Consider the following 25,376-nt stretch of genomic DNA (forward strand, 5'->3'; position numbering starts at 1 on the left):
TTTTTACTTCTTTGTTTTCTTATCTCAAAGTTATTGTCTTTACCTTAAATTGACTTCTTGTCTTTCTTGTTTGCTTTATTTATTCCTTTTCTTTCCATTGTCCTCGTCCTTATTGGACATTAATAATCTTACCATAATAAGACCATTTATGTCAAGAACTTTTTTTATTTTTTTATATACTACAATATATAGTTTACTCAACCTAATTTTACCACAATATTTCGTTAGTTATTTTACACTAAAACATTTTTAATCTCCATTCTCTACCTATATGTATAGGTATATTTTTATACTATATATGTTGTAATAACATATTAAAAATGGTATAATTGGTATATATTGATTTTAAGTAGGTGATTTTGTGATTTCAATTATTCTTGCTGCAGGTAAAGGTACAAGAATGAAGTCAAACATCTCTAAACTAATGCATAAAGTAAATGGAGAACCTATGATAGTTAAACTTGTTAGAACTCTAGATGAAGCTGGAATTAACAAGAACATATTAATATTAGGTTACTTAAAAGAACAAATACTTAAAGTACTTAATTTAGAACATGTTGTTCAAGAACAACAGTTAGGTACTGCTCATGCAGTTATGATCGCAAAAGATAAAATATTAGAAAATGATGATGATATTTTAATTTGTAATGGAGATGGACCTTTATTAACTGTAGAAACAATTAATAGAATGAAAGAAAAATTTGAAAAAGATTCATTAGATGGTCTAATTCTATCTTGTGTTGTAAATGATCCTTTTGGTTATGGTAGAATAATCAAAGAAAATGGAAGAGTTACTGACATAATAGAAGAGATAGATACAACTGTGGAACAAAAAAACATTAAAGAAATAAATGCAGGTGTCTACTTATTTAAGAGAACTCCTCTTCTATCTATACTAGATAAGTTTAGTAATGATAACAAAAAAGGTGAATACTATTTAACTGATGCTGTTAAATTATTAAACGCTGAAGGATTAAAGGTAGATAGTTTAGTTCTTGAAGATGAGAGAGAAATGTTAGGAGTTAATTCTAAGTCTCAACTTGCAATGGTTTCTAAAATATTAAGAGACAGAAAAAACGAAAAACTTATGGACGATGGGGTAATACTTATAGATCCTAATGCTACATATATAGAAGAAGATGTAGAAATAGGCCAAGACACAGTTATATACCCTAATGTATACATAGAAAAAGGGACAAGAATAGGAAATAACTGTACTATTTATTCTGGGTCAAGAATAAAAGGCTCAACTATAGGTAATAATGTAAGTATAGATAATAGTGTAATAGAACAATCTATAATAGAGGATAATGTAAGTGTAGGACCATTTGCACACATTAGACCTAATTCATTATTAAAAGAAAAATCAAAAGTAGGAAATTTTGTTGAAATTAAAAAATCTATATTACACCCTGGTGTAAAATGTGGACATCTAACATATATAGGTGATAGTGAAGTTGGAGAAAACACTAATATTGGTGCTGGAACTATTACATGTAATTATGATGGTGTTAAAAAGCACAAGACTAATATAGGTAAAGATTGCTTCATCGGAAGTAATAGTATATTAGTATCTCCAGTAAATATAGGAGATAACGTACTAACTGCAGCTGGTTCAGTAATAACTAAAGATGTTCCTGAAGATAGCATTGCATTTGGTAGAGCAAGACAAGTCAATAAAATTGGAATAAATAAAAAATAAGAGAAAGTGTGGGATTTCGAAATGTACAACAATCATGAGATTAAAGTTTACGCTGGAACTTCAAGTACAAAATTAGCTGCTAAAATAGCAGAAAAACTTGGAATTAAACTTGGAGATAGAACCATTATTAGATTCGCAGATGGAGAAACATTTGCTAAATCTAACGAAACTGTTAGAGGATGTAAGGTATTCGTAATACAATCTACATCTAAACCTGTTAACGAAAGTATCATGGAATTATTAATTTTCATCGATTCATTAAAGAGAGCATCTGCAACTGAAATTATAGCAGTTATTCCTTACTACGGTTATGCTAGACAAGATAGAAAAGCATACCCAAGAGAGCCAATTACATCTAAATTAGTGGCTAACTTATTAACTACTGCTGGAGCAACAAGAGTAGTTACTATGGATTTACACGCAAGACAAATTCAAGGATTCTTTGATATACCAGTTGATCATATGGAAGCTTTACCGTTATTTGCTAAATACTTCTTAGATAAAGGATTTAATTCAGATAACACAGTAATAGTATCTCCAGATGTTGGTGGAGTTAAAAGAGCTAGAGCATTAGCAAAATGGTTAAACGTACCTTTAGCTATAATAGATAAAAGACGTGAAAAAGCTAATGTATCAGAAGTTATGAACCTTATAGGAGAAGTTAAAGGTAAAAAAGCTATCTTAATAGATGATATTATAGATACAGCTGGAACAATATGTAACGCTGCTGCTGCACTTAAAAATGAAGGTGCATTAGAAATTTATGCATGTGCTGTTCACGCAGTATTCTCAGGTCCTGCAATAGAAAGATTAAAAAATTCAGAATTCAATAAAGTTATAGTTACAGATACTATAGAATTACCAGAAGAATCTAAATTTGAAAAATTATCTATAGTTTCTACAGCAAGTATGTTTGCTGAAACTATAAACAGAATCTTTATTGAAGAAGCAATAAGTGACTTATTTGAAATACCTAAAAACTTAGACGTGGAAGGGTAAAATGAATAATACTGTTATCCTTTTTCCAACTGATACAGTCTATGGATTAGGATGTCTTCCTCAAAAGGAAGCTTTAGATAGGATATTCAAGATAAAAAATAGAGATAAGAATAAGAAAATTATTGCACTAGTTTCGAAAAAAGAAACTATAAATAAGATTATAGAAACCAATCAATTAATTGATAAAATCACAGATAGGTTCTTTCCAGGACCTATCACTGTGATTGCAAAGTCAACTCCATTTATTAAAGAACTTCTAGGTTATGAAGATATAGGGATAAGAATGCCTAATAATGAATTAGCTTTAGAAATAATTGAAAAATATGGAGGTATTTTAATGACCACTTCTGCTAATATTAGCGGTAAAGATGCTCCAAAATTATCTTCAGAAATAGATGAAGAAATATTAAAAGCTGCTGATCATACATATATAGATGATAGTAATCTAAGCGGGATTTCTTCAAGTATATTTAAAATAAATGGCGAAGACATCACTATATTAAGAAAAGGAACTATTCCCTTAATAGAATTAGTAAAACTTAAGGAGGAACAATTTGAAAGGTAAATTAGTAAACCCTAATAACATCTCAGATATGGATGTTATGAACGCAAAAAGCCAAGCAACTATGGCTGCTTTACTTCAAAAAATAGGTAAAGGAAAAAGAAAAAAAGAAGTAACATTAAGTAAAGGTTCTCAAAAATATTTAGAGCAAATGATAGGTGAAATGAAAAAACAAATGGTTATGTATGAAAAACACTTACCAAATCTATTTTCATTCTTTAGCTATGTAGAAAAACAATTACATGTAGGTAAAAAAGAAAAAAGACCTAAAGAAAAAGTGTTAGCTCTATCTTTTGAAGAATATGATTTAATAGTTAAACAAATGAAAGATGTTATTAAAGGATTAGCTTTAGAAAAATCTAAATTAAAATGGTATAACATCATCAAAAAAACTATGTTTAATATGATGACTAAACAAACAGAAGAGTTATTAAAAGAAATGAAATAATAAACAGGGGTGTTAAATGGGGGATAATAACAAATATGAAGCAACTACCTCAAGTATAAGTTGCTTTTTATTTAATTTAGAAAATATTTTAGACTTAGCTATTTCAAAAAATGCTACAGATATACATATTAGAGAATATGATAATAGATGTAAGCTTGAATTTAGAATTAATGGTATTGTTAATAATATAGATAACGTTGATAAATTAAATGTTAGAGAGATAATTGCAAAGATAAAGATAATGTCTAAATTAAATGTAGCTGAAAAAAGACTTCCACAAGATGGTGCTTTTACTTATACATTTAATAATAGAAAGTATGATATGCGTGTTTCTACATTACCTAGTAACAAAGGAGAAAATGTAGTTTTACGTATTTTAAATTCTACTCTCAATGACATTAGCTTAGAAGCTTTAGGATTTGATAATTCTACAATAGAGATACTTAAAAACTCATGTACTAAATCACATGGATTAATATTAATTACAGGTCCAACTGGCAGTGGTAAATCTACTACTCTACTTTCATTAATACATATATTAATGAAAAGTAAAAGGAAAATAATTAGTATAGAAGATCCAATAGAAAACAAGCTTGAAGATATAGTACAAATACAAGTTAAAGAAGAAATAGGACTTAGTTTCGAAAAAATATTAAGAACTGTTTTAAGATCTGATCCTGATATCATAATAATAAGTGAAATTAGAGATGAAATTACGGCTCAAATTGCAATTAGATCTGCACTTACAGGGCATCTAGTCCTTGCAACATTACATACCAACGATAGTATTTCTACTATAAATAGATTAATAGATATGAATATACCTAAATATTTAATACTTGATTCACTACATTGCATATTATCACAAAGGCTAGTTTTCAATGGAACTAAAAGAGTTTGTGTATCTGAAATACTTGAAATAGATGATGAAATAAAGAAAATACTAAATATAAATACTGATAAGGTTAATATAGAAGAAATACTAAAAAATAGAGGGTTTGTAACTCTAAAAGAAAAACTAGAAAAGAGGTGTGAACTTGAAGGATATTATTGTTTATGATTTTGATAAAACTATTTATGGTGGTGAAACATCAACTGACTTTATGAAGTTTTTTCTTAAAAGAAATCCAAAATATCTTTTAAGAATATATAAGGCACTTCATTCTTTATTTTACTATAATTCGGATTTAAAGAGATCTAAAGAAATATTTTTTGAAATATTAAATGGAGCTCCTATTGAATTTCTAAAAAATGAAATAAATGAATTTTGGAAAATACATAAATCAAAAATATTTCCATGGATATATGAAGAAATTAGAAATAACAAGAAAGAAGCAGAAGAATTAATTTTAATTTCTGCTACTCCAGAACTTTTTTTAGAAGAAATATCTAAAGAATTAGGTTTTGATAAATTGATAGGTACTACTTTTACTAAACAAGATAAATTCTTTGTAAGTAAAATTGATGGAAAAAACTGTAAACATCAAGAAAAAGTAGTTAGATTAAAAGAATATTTGCCTGATTTTAATATACTAGCCTTCTACTCTGATAGTATGTCAGATAAACCTTTATTTGATCTAACAGATAGAAAGTATTTTATACATAAAGGGGTTAAAAAGGTAGGTCTTCCTAATGAATAATATCAAAATAGTTTATCAATATGATGGAAGTAATTTCTATGGTTCACAAAGACAAAAAGACAAAATTACTGTTCAAGGTACTATAGAAGAAATACTAAAAAATTCATTTAATGAAGAAGTTAATATGATAAGCTCTGGAAGAACAGATAAGTATGTGCATGCAAAAATGCAAATATCTAATTTTATACTTACCAAAGATATTAATTTAGATATCGTGAAAAAGAAAATAGAAAAATATTCTGATTATTCTATTAAAATTCTATCTATAGAAAAAGTTAATATTGAATACAATTCTAGATATGACAGTACTGAAAGAACCTATGAATATATTTTATCTAATCAAAAGAATATTACTCCTTTTGAAAGAAAATATATAGCTGGTATTAATTATGATATTGATATAGATAAAATAAATGATATTTTAAAACTATTTATAGGGACACACAATTTTTCTAGTTTTTCTAAAAAAGATAATAAAGCAGAGAAAAATCCAATAAGAGAAATATATGAATGTTACGCTATAAAAAAAAATAATAATATCCATATATATATTAAAGGTAATAGTTTTTTAAAAACTATGGTAAGAATAATAGTAGGAACAACTCTAGCTATTTATGAAGGAAAAATTGAAAAAGAATATATACAAAACAGATTTGATTTTCCTAATCCTGATGCTAAAAAATATATAGCGCCAGGAAATGGCCTTTATCTATACCACGTAAAATAAGGAGAAGAAATGAAAATAACTATACAACAATGTATATTTTTAATATCAAATTTAACAAAAAAACAAAACAGAATTTTATTAAACTTAAATTCTTATTCTAATATACCTTTAAAGGTAAATGGTAAAGATGTTTTTGATAAAACACAAGCTAAAGAAATGTTAGCTGTTTATGCTGAACTTGAAACAATTAATGAAGATTTAGCTACATTAAAAACAGCATTAAACAATGCTAATGCAACTAACAAAATAGATGGAAAACCACTATTTTTCCATTTAGAAGACGTTAAAAACAAGAGATCTTTAATTACTTTCTTAGAAAGAGTTTTATCTTCTAACACATCTACTGTAGAAAACGGAGTTGGAGTAGTAAACTATGGTGTATTAAATGAAAAGACTTTAAGAGAAGATTTAGAAAAATTAGAAAAAGAGGTTAACTCTATGTCAGAAAAAATAGATTTAGAAAATTCTAAACTAACAATAGAAGTTAACCTAAAAGGTAAATATTAATTTTATTTTGGTAGTAATTCTTTTTTATTTCAATAATAAGATTCGAACGGTATTTTTTACAATTTATTTTATTTTACGATTTATATTTCCGAACGATTAGACCTTATATTTAACAACCAAAAAAGAATTTACGATGGAGTTTACTCAAAAACTTTTTTAGGACAAGTTTTGCCTTTAGCGTCCTATATTAATTCAAACATTTCAAGCATTTTAACAAACCCATCATTATCTATACTATCTGTAACATATTTAGCATGAGATTTAACAAGATCAGTTGCATTACCCATAGCAACAGAATATTCTACTACTTTAAACATAGAGATATCATTATTTCCATCTCCTATAGCTATGGCTTCACTTGGATCTATATTTAATTCTTCCATAAATGCTTTTAAACCATTACCTTTACTTGCATTTTTATTAAGTATTTCTATGCTTATAGGGATAGTTCTTACGTGATAAAATCTTTCAAGGAACTTTTTATCATGATTTTTTTCAAATTCATCTAATTTTTCTTTAGGCCCCATGATATTTACTCTGGAAATTTCAATATTTTCATCTTCTTCAAATTTACCCATTTCTTGTAATAATACATCATTATCTTCTACTATTTCTGGGAATATTTTATCAACATAATATAGCTTTTCTGGTGTATATACACTTAAATCATAACCTTGTTCAATATTTTCCCTTATATATCTATAATCATCTAATGTTAAAGAAAAATGCTTAATTATTTCTCTAGTATCTATATGTTGTACTACAGCTCCTGTTGTAAGTATTGCATAATTACCTTTTCCAGATAACTTTAGTAAATCAAACATTTCATATAGACTATCAATACTTCTTCCAGTATTTACAACTAACATTATCCCACTATCTTCAAGTTTATGAAATGCTTTAATTACACCCTCGGATAGTTTTGAATTTTTAAGTATAGTTCCGTCTAAATCAAAAGATATTAATCTTATTTTACTCATCATTATCCTTTCTATAAAAGAAAAACACTTAAATACTAAGATAAAATCCATTCTTTAAGTGTTATATATTTTAATTTTTATTATCTTTTTTTAGAAGCTTCGAATTTTTCCCAAATTCCTGCTTTAGTTAAGATAGATTTTACAGTTTCTGTAGGTTGTGCTCCATTTGATAATAATTTTAAAATTTCTTCTTCTTTTAAAACTACTTGGTTTTCAGAAACTAATGGGTTGTATGTTCCAACATAAGCTACTGCTTTTCCATCTCTTTTTCCTAATGCTTCCATTGCTGCTATTCTATAGAAAGGTGCTTTTTTTCTACCTAATCTAGTTAATCTTAATTTTAACATTTATTATTCCTCCAATTATTTATTACAACACATTTTACAATATTAATTGAACATTGTCAAGTATTTTTTATTGACAAAACAAATTTTATTTTTCATCTTCTAAATACATATTACGTGCTGCATCAACAATCTCGTTATATGATAAATCTCCCGGTTTTATTTGTCCTAAAACTTTAACTCCTAATTTCTTAGGTTTAGGGAATTTGTCATATCTTGAATAAGCTTCAAAAGCTCCATCTATTTTCAAGCAAGTTACTGGTACATTAAGTTCTTTAGAAAGTATTGCAAATACCTTCTTGAATGGCCCAAGTTTACCATCTTTAGTTCTTGTTCCTTCAGGGAAAATAAATATATTTTTTCCTTGCTTTAAAGCTGATGCGACACTCTCAATAGTTCCTTTAATATTCTTATCTATATCAAGTAATAGTATATTACTATGTTTAGCAAAAAAATTCATAAAAGCATTTTTAAAATACCAATTTATAGCTAAAGTATATGTTTTTTCTGATATTTCTTTAGGTATTAACAAACTTAAAGCTAATCCATCAATGAAACTTTCATGATTTGCAATAAAAATTTGTTGTTCGTTTTTAATTTTATCTGAATTTTTAATATCTATTCTAAAGTATAGTTTGAATAATAAGAACACTAAAGGCTTTATTAATGATATTAACCAACCATCTTTAAAATCTGTTTTTGGGGCATTTTGAACAACTTCTTTCCATTGATCTGTAGTTTCAATAAATCCATTTGATTTTTCTGATATATATTTTGATAATCCTAATAAACTTAAATTATCTTTAAAATCATTTTCTGACATTTTTATTCCAAAGCTATTTTCTATAAATGTTAATAATTCAACTTGATCTAACGAATCTAATCCAAATTCTACTTCTAAATTTTTATCTACTTCAGGATAAGCTCCTTTCATTTTGTAGATATATTCTTTAAGTATTTTATATTCTTCACTATCAGGTTCATTTACTGGTGCTTTTTTCTCTACTTTAGCTTCTCCTGAATAAACATCTTTTAGCATAAATCTTCTTACTTTACCTATTCTTGTCTTAGGTAATTCTTCCTCAGTTACTTTATATTCTAATAATTTCTCATAGTTATGTACTAAACTATTATAAATTTCTACAGCATCTTTAATATGAGCATTAATATTTGAAACATTTAATCTCTTAGCTTCATTTCTATCTACTACAATTAATGCTGCTAACTTATCATTATGCCCTAAAATTCCAATCTCCTTAATTATTGGATTAGTTGAAGACATGAATTTAATTTCTAATGTTTCAGGGTCTACATTTTTACCATTAGATAATACTATCATTGCATTTTTACGTCCTACTATAGTAATATATCCTTCATCATCTACATCTACCATATCCCCTGTTTTAAACCATCCATCCTCAGTTAATACTTCAGCTGTTTTTTCAGGTTTATTATAATAGCCCATCATTACTATAGGCCCTCTTACCCATATTTCTCCATCTACTACTTTTATTTCTACATTATCTACGTGAAGACCCACTGTTCCTGCTTTATAACCATGATTAGGTGTATTTCCAGCAAAAACTGGTGACGTTTCTGTAAGTCCATAACCTTCACAGTAATCAAATCCTAAGACATTAAAAAAATTAATAATTTCAATATCAGATTTAGCTCCTCCCGCTATTAAACTTCTTAATTTCCCACCAAATTTATCATGTACTTTTTTAAATACAAATTTTGAAAATTGCTTATTTTTTAATTTCTTAGCTAATGAATATATTACTCTAGTTATCCATTTTGAATCTATAGTATCTTTTATTGATTTATAAAATAGTTTATACACTCTTGGAACCATAGAAAGCATTGTTACATCATTTGCAGCTAATGCTTTTAATATATCTTGACTAGATAATTTCTCTACTAATACAACTGAATATTGATGTTCATGATACATATAATAAATATTAGTTGCCATAAGAGGTAAGATATGATGAAAAGGTAAAACTGCTAAAGTTTGTTCATCATCCCATGTAATATTTAAGCCTCTTATTGCTTGTATTTCGTGATATAAGTTACCAAAAGATAACATTACTCCTTTAGGTGAGCCTGTGGTTCCTGAAGTATACAACATCACAGCTATTTCATCCATATTAGGATGATTTAATATTCTTTCATCTTTTTCTATATCTGAAAATAATACTTTATCTATTACTACATCATCAACATTAAATATTTGAACATCTCTACCTATTGATTCAACAGCTGCTTTCGCAACCTCTATAGTGTTATTAGAAACATATATACATGTCGCTTGTGAATCATTTAAGAAGTATTCCAATTCTTCTTTACTTGATAGTGCATCTACTGTAACAGGTACTAAATCTCTATCCCATAAAGAATAGAAGGCATAAAACCACTGAGTTCTATTTTCCATCATAATAATACTAAAACTCTTAGGTTCCCTATCTGTAATAACATATTTTGAATAATACTTTATAGTATTAACTAATTCTGTATGACTTATTCTTGTGCCATCAAAATCTACTATAGCCAATCTTTCTGATTTATTTAAAAACATTTTTTATCCTTTCTTCCTCTTAATTTTTAACCCCCAATATATATATAACTAGTTATACATATCTCTTGCTTTTCTTACTATCTCATCATAACTTAATTCTTTTGGATTTACCTCTCCTAAATAACTTACTGTTATTTTCTTAGGTTTAGGATATTTATCATATCTTGAATATGCTTCAAAGGCCCCATCAATCTTTAAACAAGTAACTTTTACATTCATTTCTTTAGCAATAATTGCAAAAGTTTTCTTAAACGGAGATAAATTTCCATCTTTAGTTCTTGTTCCTTCAGGGAAGATAAATACGTTCTTACCTTGTTTTAAAATAGAAGCAATTTGTTCTATCGATTCTTTAATATTTCCATCTATATCTAATAAAACAACATTTGTTTCTTTTGCAAATCTCTTCATTATCTTATTTTTAAAGTACCAATCTATGGCAAGTGAGTAAGTTTTATTTGCAACTTTTCTTGGAAGTAATAAATTAAGTGCTAATGCATCTATAAAGCTTGCATGATTTGCAATAAATATTTGAGTGTTTTCTTCATCTATTTTTTCTTTACCCTTAATACTTAATCTAAAGTAAAGTTTAAATATTATCCATCCTAATGGTCTTAAGATACTAAATCCATGACCTGTTTCAAGCTCCCTAATAGGTGCATTTTCTATAATTTCTTTCCATTGTTCTTTAGTTTCAACAAATTTTTCAGATTTGCTTTTAACTAATTCAGATAATTTAATTAAGTTTATATTATCTTTAAACTCTTCATCTGTTAATTTTAATCCAAAACTCCTTTCAATAAATGAAAGTAGTTCTACTTGATCTAGTGAATCTAAACCAAATTCTAATTCTAAATTCATATCCGGATCTGGATATTCATTTTTTAAATTATATATGTATTCTTTTAATACCTTGTATTCTAGTGTATCTGGTTCTTCAACCTTAGGTTTTTTCTCATCAGTTACATGTCCTAGATATATATCATTTAACATGAATCTTTTTACCTTACCTATTCTAGTTTTAGGTAGTTCATTTTCACTCATTTTAAATTCTAATATTTTTTCATAACCATGTGATGCTGCGTTATAGAAAGCAACAGTATCTTCTATATATGATTTAACATTAGATATATTCTTTTCTTTTACCTTCTTCATATCTACAACTATTAAAGCAGCAAGTTTATCTCCTTTTGCAAATATTCCAACTTCTTTAATTATATCGTATGAATGTTCTAATAATCTATTTTCAAGTTTCTCAGGATCTATATTTTTTCCATTAGACAATACTATCATAGTATTTTTTCTACCTTTAATATTAATATATCCTTCTTCATCCATTTCAGCTATATCTCCTGTTTTAAACCATCCATCTTCAGTTATTACTTTAGCTGTTTCTTCAGGTTTGTTATAGTAACCTTTCATAACTATAGGCCCTTTAACCCATAATTCTTCATCCACTATCTTAACTTCAATATTATCAACTTTTCTTCCAACTGTACCATTTTTCTTACCATGTTTAGTTGTTGAACATGCTATTACAGGTGAAGTTTCACTTAATCCATAACCTTCAAAATATTCTATTCCTATAGCATCAAAAAAGTCTGCGATTTCTTTGTCTGTTTTTGCACCACCTGATATTACTCTAGTAAGCTTACCTCCAAAAATCTCATGTATCTTTTTAAAGACTGCTTTTGAAAACTTAACATTATTTGCTCTTTGAACTAATTTAAATAAGTTTTTAGTGGTAATTTTTGAATCTATTTTACTCTTAATAGAGCTATAGAATAACTTATATACCCTTGGAACCATAGATAGTATTGTTACATCATTATCTTGCAATGCTTTTAAAATATCCTGACTTGATAATTTATCTATGAATACCATAGAAAATTGATTGCTATGGTGCATAAATAGTAAGTTTGTAGTCATTAATGGTAGTATGTGATGGAAAGGTAGTCCTGCTAATACTTGCTCATTTTCTTCTGTAATCATTAATGATTTAATAGATTCTATCTGAGCTTCTATATTGTTAAATGTAAGCATTACACCTTTAGGATTCCCTGTAGTTCCTGAAGTATATAGCATAACAGCTAATTCTTCTCCTTCAGGATGTGAAAGTATTCTTTCATCTTTTGAAAATTCTTCTAATTTTTCTCCATCTATTTCTATTTCATCTATATTTATTACTTTAATATCTTTTTCTAATTCTTCTATAGCTTTTTTAACTACTTCATAACTTCTATTTGAAACATATATACTCACCGCATCAGAATCTTTTAAGAAATACATTACTTCCTCTACTGTTGATTCTGCATCTATTACTAGTGGTATATTTTTCTTATCCCAAATTGCATAGAAAAGATATACCCATTCTTTTCTATTTTCAAACATTATAATATTAAATTTTTGCTTTTCTTCTGTTTCTGTTATTATATATTTTGAAAAGTATTTAACATTATCAACCAATTTACTATGACTTACTTTATTTCCTTTAGTATCGACCAAAGCCAATCTTTCTGATTTTTGTAAGAACATATATAACTCCTCCTGTATAGTATAAACTACACCTAATGGTGTAGCCTATCTTTTTCTTCCTATTTGTCCAAACCCAGGTATATTTCCTGAATTAAACATCTTCATCATTTGTTTCATTTGTTCAAATTGTTTTAATAATTTATTTACTTGAGTAACATCTACTCCTGATCCTTTAGCAATTCTAATTTTTCTGCTTCCAACTTTTAATAGGTTAGGATTTCTTCTTTCTTCTACTGTCATAGAATAGATTATTGCTTCAACTCTCTTCATTTCTTTTTCAGCACCAGTTAAATCTATATCTCCTATTGCACCCATACCCGGTAACATTTTAAGTATTCCTCCAAGAGAACCCATTCTCTTGATCATCTTAAATTGTTTTAGGAAATCTTCAAAATCAAATTGATTTTTTCTAAATTTAGCTTCCATTTCACGTGCTTCTTTTTCATCTATTGCATCTTTAGCTTTTTCAACTAATGATACAACGTCTCCCATTCCAAGTATTCTACTTGCAAGTCTTTCTGGATGGAAAACTGAAATATCATCTAATTTTTCACCTTCAGAAATATATTTAATAGGTTTACCTGAAATTTCTTTAATTGAAAGTGCTGCCCCTCCACGAGTGTCTCCATCAAGTTTTGTAACAACTACTCCTGTAATATCTAATGTATCATTAAACGTTTTTGCAACATTTACTGCATCTTGTCCTGTCATACCATCTACAACAAGTAAGATTTCTGTTGGATTTACACTATCTTTAACATCTTTTAATTCATTCATTAGATTTTCATCTATATGTAATCTTCCGGCAGTATCTATTAATACATAATCTGCCCCTTCTTTTTTTGCTTCAGCTAACCCATTATTAACTATTTCTAATACATTTTGACTTTCTTCTATAGTATAAAATGGAACTCCTATTTGGTTAGCTAATACCATTAATTGTTTCTTAGCAGCTGGTCTATATACGTCAGCTCCAATTAAGAATGGTTTTGCTTTTTCTTTCTTTAGAAGTTTTGAAAGTTTTCCTGAAAATGTAGTTTTCCCTGCCCCTTGTAACCCTACTAACATGATAATAGTTGGTTTTGAGCTAGCTTTATTTAATGCAGTATTTTGTCCTCCTAAGACTTCTACTAATTCATCATTTATTATTTTAATAAATTGTTGTCTTGGATTTACTCCTTTTATTACTTCTTGCCCTTGTGCTTTTTCTTTAATTCTTGCAACAAAATTTTTAACTACAGTGTAGTTAACGTCTGCTTCAAGTAGAGCAAGTCTTACTTCTCTTAATGCTTCAGTAATATTACTTTCAGTAATTTTACTTTGCCCAGATAACTTTTTAAAAGTTTCCTGTAATTTATCGCTTAAGCCTTTAAACATTAATTTACTCCCTCTTCATATTCCATGATTATTTTGTCTAGATTTTCTTCACTAAAATTATCTTTTAACCATTTTAAATTCATTATTATATTCTCTTCTCTTTCCATAATTCCAAGTGAACTTTCATACTTATCTAGCTGTTTACATCCTCTTTTAATGTTATCAAAGACAGCCTGTCTACTTACATTAAAAGCTTCTGCTATTTCTGTTAATGAATTATCCTCCTCTAAATACGCAGATAAATATTTTTTCTGTTTATCAGAAAATAGTTCCTTGTAATATATGAATAATATTGAGTATTTTATATATTCTTCTATTTCTTTCATATACATATTTTACACTATTTGCCCTATTTTTACAACTATTAAAAATGCTAGTATTATGGTATAATAGAATAAGATTATGAAAGGGAAGTGATATAGATGAAAAAAATATTATTAACTTTTGCATTACTTGCAAGTTTAACATCATATAGTGCATATATAGCAGGACCAAGAATAAAAGTTGAAGGTGGAGTTGGAATAGGTAAAGCTGACTTTGTGGTATTACCATTAAACGTAGCAGTATTGCCTGAATGGAGAACAGATATTAGACATGATATCAATGTTGCATTTGGACCAAAATTAACTGTAGTTGCAGGACCACAATTTAAATCTTCTACATTTAATGGTGCTAAAGTAAGAGCATTAATAGGTGCTGAAGCTCACGTTAACTTTAAAATTACTGATAAAATATCTGCATTTGTTGGTGCAGAAGCAGCAATAGGTGGAGGTTCTGATATTAAAGCAGATGCTACAAAAACTGCAGTATTTGATGGGTTAGGATTAATTTCTGGTGGAGTTAAAGTAAATGAAAGATACAACATAGGAGCTTATGTTGGATATGGAAAAGGAAATTTTGGAATACAAGCAGGATATACATTTTAAGTAAAAAAGTTCCTTCTCTTTTTAGTAAAGAACTTTAAATCTATTTAGGGCTTTGATCCTTTTATGTGTCCTAATTGCAGTATTAAGCTTGAAGTTTATGAACTTTTTGTTTCTTCTGCTATTGGCCGACCTATTCATAAATTCTATAACCCTAATGGCCTATTATTTAAATAGGTATTTTTGTATTACTCAAATTTACTTATTAATTTTTTTATAAACTGTGATTATTTTTTACATTAATCAATAAAATTATACACATCTTATTAGAATTCTAATTTCCTATATAATAAAAAACTGTAGATTTCTACAGTTTTATCCTAAAATTTATATAAAAGACCTAATTCTACACCATGAGTTCTATATTTTTTTTCAGTAAATTGATGTAATATATTTCCCCATAATGTTAAATTATCATTTATTTCTATTTCTTTTAGGCCCCATTTTATTTCCATTACATCTTTATTACCATCATAATAATATTTATCTTCTCCTAATTTTAATCCTACTAAATTAATTCCATAGCTCCAATTAAATTCTATAAAAGGTTTTAAATATTTATTTTTTGTATAAAATATTAAATTGGTTCCTAATTTTGATGTTAAATTGTGATTTCCTATATATTCTATTTCTTCTCCTTCTAATACTTTAATTTTCGGATTTGTTACATAACTATATGTTAATTGTAAATGATGATTTGCATGTAATCTACCTAAATTACCTATATTCATATCTCCATTAATTCCAAATTCTGTTGAAGTTCTTAATGAATGCAATCCATAATTTATAGGTGTTTCTATATTAATTCTATTTTGTAAATATGTATAATTTATCCATCCATCTACATAAAAATCTTTTTTCTTCCAAGTTCCATAAATTCCTGCACCTAAAATACCTGAAATTGATGATATTTCAGATTCCATTGATTTTGAGCTATTCACTCCAAGATTACCAAATATTCCTAATTTTTTTTCTTCATCATTTTTACTATTTTTTAATAAATCATATCCCATAATAGTTGTAGTTGTATTACTCTTAATTGGTATACTTATATCTTTCCTATTTGATAATTTATTATAGTTATTCATATTTGAAGTTTTTATCCAGAAATTATTATTTTTTTCTATTATATATTTACTATGCTCTAAAAAATTAAAATTAAAATGTTGTTGCCCTAAATACATTGAATTTATTATTAACCCAAAATCGTCTGTTGGACCAGCAAATTCCTGAATTAAATACCAATTTTTCTTATTTCCTTCCTCTTTAGAAAATAATTTATATATATAATTACTATGTTCTGGATTTAGTAATGTAAATGTATCATATTCCGATGTGTTTGTTTCTATTATTTTTACTTTTTCTTTCATTTTTTGTGCTAAAGTTGATCCTGGATTTGAAATTTCAATATTTGTATTTCCACTTGCATTTCCATTTATTATTAATTTATCAGTTAATTTTGGTGAATCTTCTACTTTTACACGTAATAATATTTTACCGTTTTCTCCACTATAATCCCCATTAATATTTAAAATCGAATAATTTATTGGATTATTTTCAAATATTATATTTCCTTTATTTATTAAATTTCCATTAATAGTTGTTTCTTTAGATACTTTTAAGTTTGAATCATTTTCATTATTTAATATAGTTGTAGATATTACTCCTCCATCTAACGTTAAATTTGAATTTTCAACTAACAATTCATTTTTAGCTTCTATATTTAAATCTTTAAACTTCCAATCTGCATCTTTTAAATGTATTTTTTCAAAACCTAAGAATTTTTCTGAATCTGATAATGTATCTTTTCCTAATAATATTAATGTTTCATTAAATCTATTCCTTGCATCAAATTTTTTCAGAAATATCTCTAACCTCATTTATACTAACAATTATTTCATTTCCTTTGTATTTACCGCCTGATATTGTTTCATCAAAATCAATATCAATTCCTCCATTTAATATACCATCTTCTAAATGTATTTCAAACGGTTTTATATCTATTACATTATTATCGATTTTTTCTTCAAATCTAATCGACCCATCTATTATATTTTCATTAACAAATCTTCCAAGATAATGTTTTATATTAATTTTACCTAATGATTTTTGATATCTACTCATTACTTCATCTTTTAAATCTTCTTTTTTTATTATTGCATCTTTAGAATAAAAAATTCTCCCTTTATTTACAAAATCTAATTCTGGTGAATCTATTTCAAAAGAAAATCTGCTATTTAAAAATTCCAAAAGACCATTTTCATTATTAATAAACTTAGTTTTTAATATTCTTTTTTTCCCATAACCATAATATGGTTGATACGTAAAATTATTTTTTGAAATTGATAAACGCCCTGTTATTTTACCACTATTTTCAAAATCAATAGATTCATTTGCGTGAAGAGATGTATTTTCTGTTATTTTACCTTCATTTTTTAATCTAATCTTTTCCTCAACAATTATACCTACTTTATCTATACTTCCATGTTTTCTATTAATTAAGTTATTCTCTTTCCCTAAAATTAATGTCCCCTTTATAATTTCTCCTGCATTATCAACAACTGAAAACTTAGATGCTTCTATATCCAATGGTTTATATATTTCCCCATACAATCTAGAACCTCTTTCCCCTTTATAATATACATATGGAGCATAAAGTGTTAAAGCATTTGCATTATTTGCTGTTCCATTTATAATCCCATTATTTGTAAAATGGATTAAATTCCTATAATCATGATTATGTCTACTTGTAAATACTTCAGCATAACTTTCTAATTTTCCATTATTTACTAATTTAATTGAATCTGGTTTTGAATTTGAAAAAATAACATAACTTCCTGCAGCATCATAATCTACATTATATACTACTGATACTTTCTCTCCATCTCCTACTGATATACTCTGAGCTTTATCATTAACAATCTCTCTATCATATACTACTTTTTTTTCAATTTCATTTATTTTCTCTAACCCCATATCTAATTTTTCATCTACAGACCCATTAGCTAATAGGTTCGCTGATAGCATAAAAAAAGATAATACTAACAATCTATTTTTTAACATTCTTCCTCCTCTTTAAAATGCTCTACATTTTATTTTACAAATTACAATAAAAGGTAAAAAAGTAATAAAATCGTATCATAAATAAAATTAAATTACTAGTCTTTTTTCAGATATTTTAAATTCCTAAATTAAAATAGTAACTGTCCAAAAGTTTAATTAAGCTAGATTTAATAGACACTCATAAACTTGATTAGATGTTAAAGCATTGAAAATTTTTCCATAAATTTAATCCTCATATTCATGCTATCGTTTCTCTTGGGGGATTAAACAAAAATTTTATCTTTAAAAAACTTAATTATTTTCATGTTAATTCTATTGCTAATCAATGGAGATATGTCGTATGTAGAGCCTTAAGTCAAGCTAATTATCCTAATGGCCTATTATTTAAATAGGTATTTTTGTATTACTCAAATTTACTTATTAATTTTATTTTCAGAATCTAAACACAATGGCTATAAAATAGATACGACTTTAGCTTATGATCAAGATTTCAACTTTAAGCCATATACTAAAGGATGGACAATTTCTATAGGATTTATGCCTGAGTGGAAACAAGAAATTAATACTACTCAAGATATAACTTTTGGTGTTAAAACTTCAGCAACTTTAGGACTTGCTGTAAAAAATTTTGGAAAAAGTGTTATAACTGAAGCCCTTTTTTGTGAAGAGGAAGAAAATGAAGAAAAAAGAAAAGAATATGAAATTAAAGAGAAAAAAATAATAGAGGAAGCAACTGCTAAAGCAAGTTCATATATTGAATATTACCCACATAGTTCTATTAATTTAACAGGTATTGTTGATTTTAATTATTTAATAAATGATAAAATGAAAGGTTATATAGGAATTGAAGCTGGAATAGGAATTAATTTTTTAAGTACTCAAGAAAGAACTCACATTCTAGAAGTATCTGCTTCTTTAAGTGAAGATAATGAAGACTCTGATGATTCTGGTTATGTTGGTCGTAGAGAAACTAAAATTCATACTGAAGTTGCTTTTGAGTTAGGACCTATAATAAAAGGTTCATTAGGTGTTAAAATAAATGATAAATATAACATAGGAATATTTGGTGGATACGGTAACAAAGGATTAGCTGGAATTGAAATGGGATATAAATTTTAAATAATTAAATACGAAATGATTCTAATTTTTTAGAGTCATTTTTTTATTGCATTTTTTAGATATTTTAAAGTATACTATAAATATAAAACTAAAAGAAAGGAGATGTATAATATATTATAAATAATAAAATATATTATACAAAAAAAATGAAGAAAAAATATTGGTTATTTTTATTTTTAATAAATACCTTTTTATTAAATGCAGCACAAAAACATGTAAGTACTCCAGAACAATTTATGGAAGCAGTTAAAAATTCAAATTCTAATGATGAAATTATTTTAGATAATGACATTAGAATTCTTACAGAAAATAGTGAAACTTCATATAAATTCAATGAATCTGTAGTTAATAGATATAGTTCATTATATTTTAATGGAAGTACAATAAATGGTAATAATCATACTTTAGAAGTTTTAGGGTGGAATTTTTCTTTAATAAATTCAACAACATTTAAAAATATAAATTTAGAATTAACTCCTGTTAATGCGACAACTCCAAGTATAGAAGCAAATGATTTAACAAAAAGTAGTATAATTTTTGCTAATGGGTATGATTTAACATTTGAAAATGTTTCTACAAATCATTCACCTTCAAATCCAGCATCTAAAAATAATAAACCAGTAATAATTATGGGGAATGCTAAAGTGTTAGAAAATATTAATCCAGATTCTGATGAATCAAATACATTAAATATAATTGGGGATAAAAAAATTGAATTTAAAACAATTATTGCAGGGTCTGAGTCTGGAGAAAAAAAAGGTAAAACAACATTAAATATATCTTCAAACACCAATATAACAAGTAATAAAGGTACTATTTTATTAAAAAATTTTGATAATACTGGAAAAATAGATATAGAATTAAATAATAAAGGTAATTCAAATATAAAAACATATGATATTAGCAATAATGATAATGGTAATGTAATAATAAATATTAATGATGCTAACTATAATGAAACTAATGGCGTTACAGAATTTAAAGGTAAAGTAGATGAATTAAATTTAAGTGGAAGTACTAAATTATTTATAGATAAATCTTTAGAAGTTGAAAATTTAAATTTAAAATCAGGAACACCTGCTCTTAAAATATTAAAATCAGATGGACTGGATGATGATTATATTATTGTACCTGCCAAAGAAGGTTCTTTATCAGCAACAACAATTAATTCTGAAAACCCAGAAGCTAAAATTGAAATTTCAGATAATAGAGTAAATAAATCTCCAGATGTAATAACAGCTAAAAATGTTACCGGAAAATTCATTTTTACAAATAATGGAAATAAAAATGCCTTTCCAAATTATACAAATGATAATAATCCTAGTAGTTCAAGTTCTACAGATACAACAACTAATAATGATTTAATAGAAGATAAAAATAGAATTAAAGAAGAACTAAAAACTAAGACTTCATTAACAAATGAACAAGTAGGTAAATTTAAAGAAAAAATAGATTCAGCTTTAAATCAAGAAGAATTAACAAGAATATCAAATGATATAAATAATTTAAATCAATTAATGCAAGAAGTATTAACTGATAAAGTTACAGTATTAGCAAATAAAGAAAATAAAAATTACAATCAAATATCTGAAAATTTAAAAACTAAATTAGAAGATTTAGTTATTAAAGTAAATGAAGCAATAACAGATACGAATATTGAAAAATTAGAAAATTTATCATCTGAAATGAAATATATAGATTCAAAGGTCAAAGAAGAAATTAAAAAAATTGAAGATAAAAAAATAGATGAAGAAGAAAAAGTTAATTTATCTCAATATACCGAAAATGCAAGAGCTTTTATATTTAATGATATTGATATTGCTAAATCTTTTGAGGAAAAATCATACTTTAATTTAGGTGTTGGAAAAGGTGTAACAAATAATTTAGGTTTAATAGCTAAAGTAAATGCAGGATTTAATATCGATGTTATAAAAGATATTAAAGTTGGTGGTTTCTTAGAATATAATAAGGATATAGCTCATCATTTTTCAATTGGAACTAACTTTAAACATAAAGATGGATTATCATTTATTAGATATAGATTAGCTATTTACAATAAAATGTTTAATCATAATATAGATATTTATGGAAAATATATGAAAGAAATTAATATTTTAAAAGACTTAACAGTAACACCTTCTATTGGACTATATTTATCATATTCTAACAAAGTAGAACTTGATAAAAAAGTTATGTTAAATCAAAGATTTATAGCTTTAGGAGATTTAGAAGCAAAATTAAATTATCATATATATGGAATTGATTTTTATATTTCTCCTTTATTAAAATTTGGATATAATGGAGCTATTCTTTTAGAGAAAGCAAATCAAAAAAATAAATTAAATATTGGAAGAGATTACTTTGTTTATGGTTTAAATGCAGGATTAAATAAATCATTTGATAATGGAGTTGTTTTGAAATTTAATTTAGGAGCAAATTCTAATGAAAAATTAGATGTTAAATTAAAATCAGATTTAGGTATAGCTTATAATTGGTAGAATAATAATTATGGATTTTTTGAGAGTATTGAAATAAGTCTGTAAATTCATTCAAATTTACTTTTATTCAAAGACTCTTATGATATTTAATTTGTAAATAACTCAATATATTATAACTGTATTTTACAGCGTGTCAATACAGAGGGTAAGGTTTTTTAGAACATGTACCTCCAAACTTTTCACATTTTTGTGTCTAGTTTATTGGTATATGTTCTTTTTTATTTATTTCAAGTTCCATATCAACATGTAATACATTTAGTATAGTATATTCTTCACTAATCTGTACAAATCCTAGTTTTTCATACATAGATTTAATATAGCTTTGAGAACTAATTTTTATCTTTTCATAACCTTTGTCTTCACAATATTTTATTGCTACTCTCATAATATCTGAACCTATACCACAACCTCTTTTTAGTGATATGACTCTACCTATTTTACAATTCTTTTCATCTATGGGTATTACTCTTAAATAAGCTATCATAATTCCATTTTCTCTATAATATATATGTGTAGATATCTTATCATAATTATCAGGATCTTCATAAACTATACCTTGTTCAACTATAAATACCCTTCCCCTAACAGCATATATTTCCCATAATTCTTCTAAATTTAAATCATTAAATTCCTTAATAACAACTTCCATATCTACGCCTCCTTTTTTTATATATTAACAAATTGAGTACATTAGTGTCAAATTTTATGGTATACTTAATATAGGAGTGAGAAAAATGATTAAAACTAATGCAATGAGAATAATAGAAAAAGAGAAAATACCATATACTATGCATACTTATCCTGTTACTGAAGACCATATTGAAGGATATGTAGTTGCATCTCATATAAATAAAGCTGTATATGAAGTATTTAAAACACTAGTAACTAAAGGTAGTCGTGACTACTTTGTATTCGTTGTTCCTATGGATGAAGTTTTAGATTTAAAAAAAGCAGCTAAATCTGTAGGAGAAAAAAGTATTGAAATGATAGCTGTAAAAGATATTAATAAAGTCACGGGATATATTAGAGGAGGATGTTCTCCTGTAGGTATGAAAAAGCTATATAAAACAGTGATACATGAAAGTGCTAAAGATTTAAAAACCTTAGTTGTAAGTGCAGGTAAAAGAGGATATCAAATAGAAATTAATCCTTTCGATCTTGCAAAAATAGTTAATGCTAATTTTGAAAATATAGTACAGAATGGGTGATATTTATGAATAATATGGATAAAGCTATAGACTGGATATTAAATGCAAAACGTCTTGTTTTCTTTGGAGGCGCTGGAGTATCAACTGCTTCTGGTATACCTGATTTTAGAAGTTCTGATGGTATTTTTAATATAAAGTATAAATATAGTCCTGAAGAAATATTATCAAGAACATTTTTTAATAGAAAACCTGAAGTTTTCTATGATTTCTATAAATCAAAAATGATATTTCCTCATATTTTACCAAATATAACTCACAAAGTATTGGTAAAACTTGAAGAAAAAGGAATATTAAGTTCTATAGTTACTCAAAATATTGATAATTTACATCAAAAAGCAGGATCTAAAAATGTAATAGAACTACATGGAAATTCATATCGAAATAAGTGTATGAAATGTAAAGAATCCTATGGTATAGAATATATTATAAATTCAGAAAGTATTCCTAAATGTCCAAATTGTGGAGGTATAATTAAGCCTGAAGTAATACTTTATGAAGAACCATTAAATCAAAATGTTATAGAAAATGCATTAGATGAAATATCTCATGCTGATGTAATAGTTGTTGCCGGTACATCACTTAAAGTATATCCTGCAGCATCTTTTCTAGGGTATTATAGAGGATCAAAGCTTATCATCATAAATGATAGTAAAACTGAAGGTGATGAATGGGCAGATATTAAGGTAGAAATGAGACTTGAAGAATTCTTTAAAAAGGTAGATGAACTATTATGATAGAAAAAATACGTGATTTAAGAAAAAAATTAAATGAAAATCCTGAAATTTCAAATAAAGAATATGTAACTCGTGAAATATTAAAAGACTTTCTTAAACAAAATTCTAATATTAACATTGTAGACATGAATACATATTTCTATGCTGAAAGAATAATAGATTCTAATTTAGAAACTATAGTTATTAGAGCTGATCATGATGCAATAACTAATTCTAAAGGTCAAGTTTATCATGGTTGTGGACATGATGGACATTCTTCTATACTTGCTGGAACTATACTTGCAACAGAAGGTATAAAATTAAATAAAAATGTAATTTTCCTATTCCAAGCTGCAGAAGAAAATGGTAGTGGAGCTAAACTTACAGACGAACTATTTAAAAAATATAAGATTGATAAAATCTATGGATTACATAACATGCCTATGTTAGAAAAAAATGTAGTTGGATACAAAAAAGGAACTATGATGTGTGCTTCTTGCGGATATACTTTTAAAATTACAGGAAAACAATCTCATGCTTCTCTTCCAGAAAATGCTAAAAATCCAGCATTTGTTATCTCTAAAGTTATTGAAATGTTAGAACCTCTATCTAAATTTAATGGTTTTAAAGCCATAACTTTTGAAAATCATGATTTTAAAGACTTAATTATGGCAACAATAATTAATGTTAAAATAGGTGAGAAAAACTTTGGAATTTCACCAGCTAATGGTGAAATATCTATGACACTAAGAAGTGCAAAAGAAGATGAATTAAACATATTATTTACTATGATATATAACAAAATTAAAGAACTTTGTGGTAGTGAATATATCTTCTCTTATGAAGAATTTGATGCATTCCCAGAAACAAATAACGATGATAAACTAACTGAAGAAACTATAAAAATATTTAAAGAAAAAGGGTTTAAAGTAATAGAAAACAAAGAACCTTTTAGAGCAAGTGAAGATTTTGGATACTATAAAAAATTTGCACCTAGTCTATTCTTTTTCTTAGGTAATGGAGATAGTGCTCCTCTTCATGATGATATGTACAAATTTAATGATGACATATTGGAAACTGGTATTGCTCTATTTAAAACAATAATAGAAAGTGAGAATAATTAATGGAATTACTTAAAGAAATGTATGAAAACACTTACGAATATCCTAAATACTGTACTAATTATGTTAAAAGAGAATTAGTAAGGCTAATAGAATTTTTTGAAAGTGGAGAAACTAGAAAAACATATATAGAAGAATATATAGAAGAAATGGTTTATGAACTAAATGACATACAAGAAATATTCTGGAATGGTGAAAGTGATATAGATGATTTCGCTAGTAAATGCATATTAAATGAAATAACTAATATTATACAAAAATATAGAGATGATATTAATATTGAACAAGTTTTAAGACACAGAAGATGGTAAAATATGATATAATAGAATTAAGAA

24 protein-coding genes are annotated in these 25,376 nt (G+C 26.3%); 15 read left to right on the top strand and 9 right to left on the bottom strand.

The window, feature by feature from the left end; genetic code table 11:
* The first annotated feature begins 361 nt into the window (after positions 1-361).
* The 8 genes from glmU to GM111_RS04805 are packed head-to-tail and all read left to right on the top strand — an operon-like array spanning position 362 to position 6,585.
* On the top strand, positions 362-1,702 hold the full coding sequence (glmU, locus tag GM111_RS04770) for a bifunctional UDP-N-acetylglucosamine diphosphorylase/glucosamine-1-phosphate N-acetyltransferase GlmU (protein WP_156299729.1): 1,341 nt from the start codon (positions 362-364) through the stop codon (positions 1,700-1,702).
* Positions 1,703-1,723: 21 nt separating this feature from the next.
* Positions 1,724-2,701 carry a ribose-phosphate diphosphokinase gene (locus tag GM111_RS04775; RefSeq protein ID WP_156299730.1) on the top strand — a complete coding sequence of 326 codons (978 nt, stop codon included), beginning with the start codon at positions 1,724-1,726 and terminating at the stop codon, positions 2,699-2,701.
* A 1-nt stretch (position 2,702) separates the two neighbouring features.
* On the top strand, positions 2,703-3,266 hold the full coding sequence (locus GM111_RS04780; protein WP_156299731.1) for an L-threonylcarbamoyladenylate synthase: 564 nt from the start codon (positions 2,703-2,705) through the stop codon (positions 3,264-3,266).
* Positions 3,256-3,711, top strand: a complete 456-nt coding sequence (locus GM111_RS04785) for a viral A-type inclusion protein (RefSeq protein WP_156299732.1) — start codon at positions 3,256-3,258, stop codon at positions 3,709-3,711. Before GM111_RS04780 ends, GM111_RS04785 begins: the two co-directional genes overlap by 11 nt.
* 16 nt (positions 3,712-3,727) lie before the next feature.
* Complete coding sequence (locus tag GM111_RS04790) at positions 3,728-4,771, top strand: GspE/PulE family protein (protein ID WP_156299733.1); 1,044 nt, start codon at positions 3,728-3,730, stop codon at positions 4,769-4,771.
* Positions 4,749-5,351: an HAD family hydrolase gene (locus tag GM111_RS04795; RefSeq protein ID WP_197034490.1), complete on the top strand. Its 603-nt coding sequence runs from the start codon at positions 4,749-4,751 to the stop codon at positions 5,349-5,351. The genes GM111_RS04790 and GM111_RS04795 overlap by 23 nt, the downstream gene beginning before the upstream one ends.
* Complete coding sequence (gene truA / locus GM111_RS04800) at positions 5,344-6,078, top strand: tRNA pseudouridine(38-40) synthase TruA (RefSeq protein WP_156299735.1); 735 nt, start codon at positions 5,344-5,346, stop codon at positions 6,076-6,078. Before GM111_RS04795 ends, truA begins: the two co-directional genes overlap by 8 nt.
* Positions 6,079-6,087: 9 nt before the next feature.
* Positions 6,088-6,585 carry a hypothetical protein gene (locus tag GM111_RS04805; protein ID WP_156299736.1) on the top strand — a complete coding sequence of 166 codons (498 nt, stop codon included), beginning with the start codon at positions 6,088-6,090 and terminating at the stop codon, positions 6,583-6,585.
* Positions 6,586-6,767: 182 nt separating this feature from the next.
* Here GM111_RS04805 and GM111_RS04810 read toward each other — a convergent pair whose 3' ends face one another.
* The 6 genes from GM111_RS04810 to ylxM all read right to left on the bottom strand — a co-directional run bounded on the left by GM111_RS04810 (position 6,768) and on the right by ylxM (position 14,722).
* Positions 6,768-7,565, bottom strand: a complete 798-nt coding sequence (locus tag GM111_RS04810) for a Cof-type HAD-IIB family hydrolase (protein ID WP_197034491.1) — start codon at positions 7,563-7,565, stop codon at positions 6,768-6,770.
* Positions 7,566-7,645: 80 nt separating this feature from the next.
* Positions 7,646-7,912: a 30S ribosomal protein S16 gene (rpsP, locus tag GM111_RS04815; protein WP_156299738.1), complete on the bottom strand. Its 267-nt coding sequence runs from the start codon at positions 7,910-7,912 to the stop codon at positions 7,646-7,648.
* Positions 7,913-7,997: 85 nt separating this feature from the next.
* Positions 7,998-10,487, bottom strand: a complete 2,490-nt coding sequence (locus GM111_RS04820; RefSeq protein WP_156299739.1) for an AMP-binding protein — start codon at positions 10,485-10,487, stop codon at positions 7,998-8,000.
* 48 nt (positions 10,488-10,535) lie between these two features.
* Entirely contained in the window at positions 10,536-13,019 is a 2,484-nt protein-coding gene (locus GM111_RS04825; protein WP_156299740.1) for an AMP-binding protein, read from the bottom strand.
* A 45-nt stretch (positions 13,020-13,064) separates the two neighbouring features.
* Positions 13,065-14,396: a signal recognition particle protein gene (gene ffh, locus GM111_RS04830; protein ID WP_156299741.1), complete on the bottom strand. Its 1,332-nt coding sequence runs from the start codon at positions 14,394-14,396 to the stop codon at positions 13,065-13,067.
* Entirely contained in the window at positions 14,396-14,722 is a 327-nt protein-coding gene (ylxM, locus tag GM111_RS04835) for a YlxM family DNA-binding protein (RefSeq protein ID WP_156299766.1), read from the bottom strand. The genes ffh and ylxM overlap by 1 nt, the downstream gene beginning before the upstream one ends.
* 96 nt (positions 14,723-14,818) lie before the next feature.
* Here ylxM and GM111_RS04840 point away from each other — a divergent pair, with 96 nt between their 5' ends.
* A complete protein-coding gene (locus tag GM111_RS04840; protein ID WP_156299742.1) occupies positions 14,819-15,322 on the top strand; it encodes a hypothetical protein in 504 nt (167 codons plus the stop codon).
* A 317-nt stretch (positions 15,323-15,639) separates the two neighbouring features.
* On the opposite strand, the gene GM111_RS04845 is transcribed toward GM111_RS04840, so the two are convergent.
* Both GM111_RS04845 and GM111_RS04850 read right to left on the bottom strand, forming a co-directional pair.
* A complete protein-coding gene (locus tag GM111_RS04845; protein WP_156299743.1) occupies positions 15,640-17,199 on the bottom strand; it encodes an autotransporter outer membrane beta-barrel domain-containing protein in 1,560 nt (519 codons plus the stop codon).
* Positions 17,168-18,382, bottom strand: coding sequence for a hypothetical protein (locus tag GM111_RS04850; protein ID WP_156299744.1), 1,215 nt, complete (start codon positions 18,380-18,382; stop codon positions 17,168-17,170). Before GM111_RS04850 ends, GM111_RS04845 begins: the two co-directional genes overlap by 32 nt.
* A gap of 372 nt (positions 18,383-18,754) precedes the next feature.
* Between GM111_RS04850 and GM111_RS04860 the strand changes: the two genes are divergently transcribed.
* Positions 18,755-19,501 (top strand): hypothetical protein, encoded by a 747-nt coding sequence (locus GM111_RS04860; RefSeq protein WP_156299745.1) that lies wholly within the window; start codon positions 18,755-18,757, stop codon positions 19,499-19,501.
* A 146-nt stretch (positions 19,502-19,647) separates the two neighbouring features.
* On the top strand, positions 19,648-21,999 hold the full coding sequence (locus tag GM111_RS04865) for a hypothetical protein (RefSeq protein ID WP_156299746.1): 2,352 nt from the start codon (positions 19,648-19,650) through the stop codon (positions 21,997-21,999).
* Positions 22,000-22,192: 193 nt separating this feature from the next.
* Here GM111_RS04865 and GM111_RS04870 read toward each other — a convergent pair whose 3' ends face one another.
* Complete coding sequence (locus GM111_RS04870; protein WP_156299747.1) at positions 22,193-22,648, bottom strand: GNAT family N-acetyltransferase; 456 nt, start codon at positions 22,646-22,648, stop codon at positions 22,193-22,195.
* A gap of 85 nt (positions 22,649-22,733) precedes the next feature.
* Here GM111_RS04870 and ybaK point away from each other — a divergent pair, with 85 nt between their 5' ends.
* The 4 genes from ybaK to GM111_RS04890 are packed head-to-tail and all read left to right on the top strand — an operon-like array spanning position 22,734 to position 25,352.
* On the top strand, positions 22,734-23,207 hold the full coding sequence (gene ybaK, locus GM111_RS04875; RefSeq protein WP_156299748.1) for a Cys-tRNA(Pro) deacylase: 474 nt from the start codon (positions 22,734-22,736) through the stop codon (positions 23,205-23,207).
* A gap of 5 nt (positions 23,208-23,212) precedes the next feature.
* Positions 23,213-23,941 carry an NAD-dependent protein deacylase gene (locus GM111_RS04880; protein ID WP_156299749.1) on the top strand — a complete coding sequence of 243 codons (729 nt, stop codon included), beginning with the start codon at positions 23,213-23,215 and terminating at the stop codon, positions 23,939-23,941.
* Complete coding sequence (locus GM111_RS04885; protein ID WP_156299750.1) at positions 23,938-25,044, top strand: M20 metallopeptidase family protein; 1,107 nt, start codon at positions 23,938-23,940, stop codon at positions 25,042-25,044. The genes GM111_RS04880 and GM111_RS04885 overlap by 4 nt, the downstream gene beginning before the upstream one ends.
* Positions 25,044-25,352 (top strand): DUF5713 family protein, encoded by a 309-nt coding sequence (locus tag GM111_RS04890; RefSeq protein WP_156299751.1) that lies wholly within the window; start codon positions 25,044-25,046, stop codon positions 25,350-25,352. Before GM111_RS04885 ends, GM111_RS04890 begins: the two co-directional genes overlap by 1 nt.
* The last annotated feature ends 24 nt before the right edge of the window (positions 25,353-25,376 follow it).

This window comes from Streptobacillus canis (assembly GCF_009733925.1).
Taxonomy (GTDB): domain Bacteria; phylum Fusobacteriota; class Fusobacteriia; order Fusobacteriales; family Leptotrichiaceae; genus Streptobacillus; species Streptobacillus canis.

What these genes read in the sequence shown, in the direction of transcription:
- GM111_RS04775 (WP_156299730.1), top strand. Translation starts at nt 1,724, where the DNA reads ATGTACAACAATCATGAGATTAAAGTTTACGCTGGAACTTCAAGTACA.
- GM111_RS04780 (WP_156299731.1), top strand. Translation starts at nt 2,703, where the DNA reads ATGAATAATACTGTTATCCTTTTTCCAACTGATACAGTCTATGGATTA.
- GM111_RS04790 (WP_156299733.1), top strand. Translation starts at nt 3,728, where the DNA reads ATGGGGGATAATAACAAATATGAAGCAACTACCTCAAGTATAAGTTGC.
- truA (WP_156299735.1), top strand. Translation starts at nt 5,344, where the DNA reads ATGAATAATATCAAAATAGTTTATCAATATGATGGAAGTAATTTCTAT.
- GM111_RS04805 (WP_156299736.1), top strand. Translation starts at nt 6,088, where the DNA reads ATGAAAATAACTATACAACAATGTATATTTTTAATATCAAATTTAACA.
- GM111_RS04810 (WP_197034491.1), bottom strand. Translation starts at nt 7,565, where the DNA reads ATGAGTAAAATAAGATTAATATCTTTTGATTTAGACGGAACTATACTT.
- rpsP (WP_156299738.1), bottom strand. Translation starts at nt 7,912, where the DNA reads ATGTTAAAATTAAGATTAACTAGATTAGGTAGAAAAAAAGCACCTTTC.
- GM111_RS04820 (WP_156299739.1), bottom strand. Translation starts at nt 10,487, where the DNA reads ATGTTTTTAAATAAATCAGAAAGATTGGCTATAGTAGATTTTGATGGC.
- GM111_RS04825 (WP_156299740.1), bottom strand. Translation starts at nt 13,019, where the DNA reads ATGTTCTTACAAAAATCAGAAAGATTGGCTTTGGTCGATACTAAAGGA.
- ffh (WP_156299741.1), bottom strand. Translation starts at nt 14,396, where the DNA reads ATGTTTAAAGGCTTAAGCGATAAATTACAGGAAACTTTTAAAAAGTTA.
- ylxM (WP_156299766.1), bottom strand. Translation starts at nt 14,722, where the DNA reads ATGAAAGAAATAGAAGAATATATAAAATACTCAATATTATTCATATAT.
- GM111_RS04840 (WP_156299742.1), top strand. Translation starts at nt 14,819, where the DNA reads ATGAAAAAAATATTATTAACTTTTGCATTACTTGCAAGTTTAACATCA.
- GM111_RS04845 (WP_156299743.1), bottom strand. Translation starts at nt 17,199, where the DNA reads ATGAGGTTAGAGATATTTCTGAAAAAATTTGATGCAAGGAATAGATTT.
- GM111_RS04850 (WP_156299744.1), bottom strand. Translation starts at nt 18,382, where the DNA reads ATGTTAAAAAATAGATTGTTAGTATTATCTTTTTTTATGCTATCAGCG.
- GM111_RS04860 (WP_156299745.1), top strand. Translation starts at nt 18,755, where the DNA reads ATGGCCTATTATTTAAATAGGTATTTTTGTATTACTCAAATTTACTTA.
- GM111_RS04865 (WP_156299746.1), top strand. Translation starts at nt 19,648, where the DNA reads ATGAAGAAAAAATATTGGTTATTTTTATTTTTAATAAATACCTTTTTA.
- GM111_RS04870 (WP_156299747.1), bottom strand. Translation starts at nt 22,648, where the DNA reads ATGGAAGTTGTTATTAAGGAATTTAATGATTTAAATTTAGAAGAATTA.
- ybaK (WP_156299748.1), top strand. Translation starts at nt 22,734, where the DNA reads ATGATTAAAACTAATGCAATGAGAATAATAGAAAAAGAGAAAATACCA.
- GM111_RS04880 (WP_156299749.1), top strand. Translation starts at nt 23,213, where the DNA reads ATGAATAATATGGATAAAGCTATAGACTGGATATTAAATGCAAAACGT.
- GM111_RS04885 (WP_156299750.1), top strand. Translation starts at nt 23,938, where the DNA reads ATGATAGAAAAAATACGTGATTTAAGAAAAAAATTAAATGAAAATCCT.
- GM111_RS04890 (WP_156299751.1), top strand. Translation starts at nt 25,044, where the DNA reads ATGGAATTACTTAAAGAAATGTATGAAAACACTTACGAATATCCTAAA.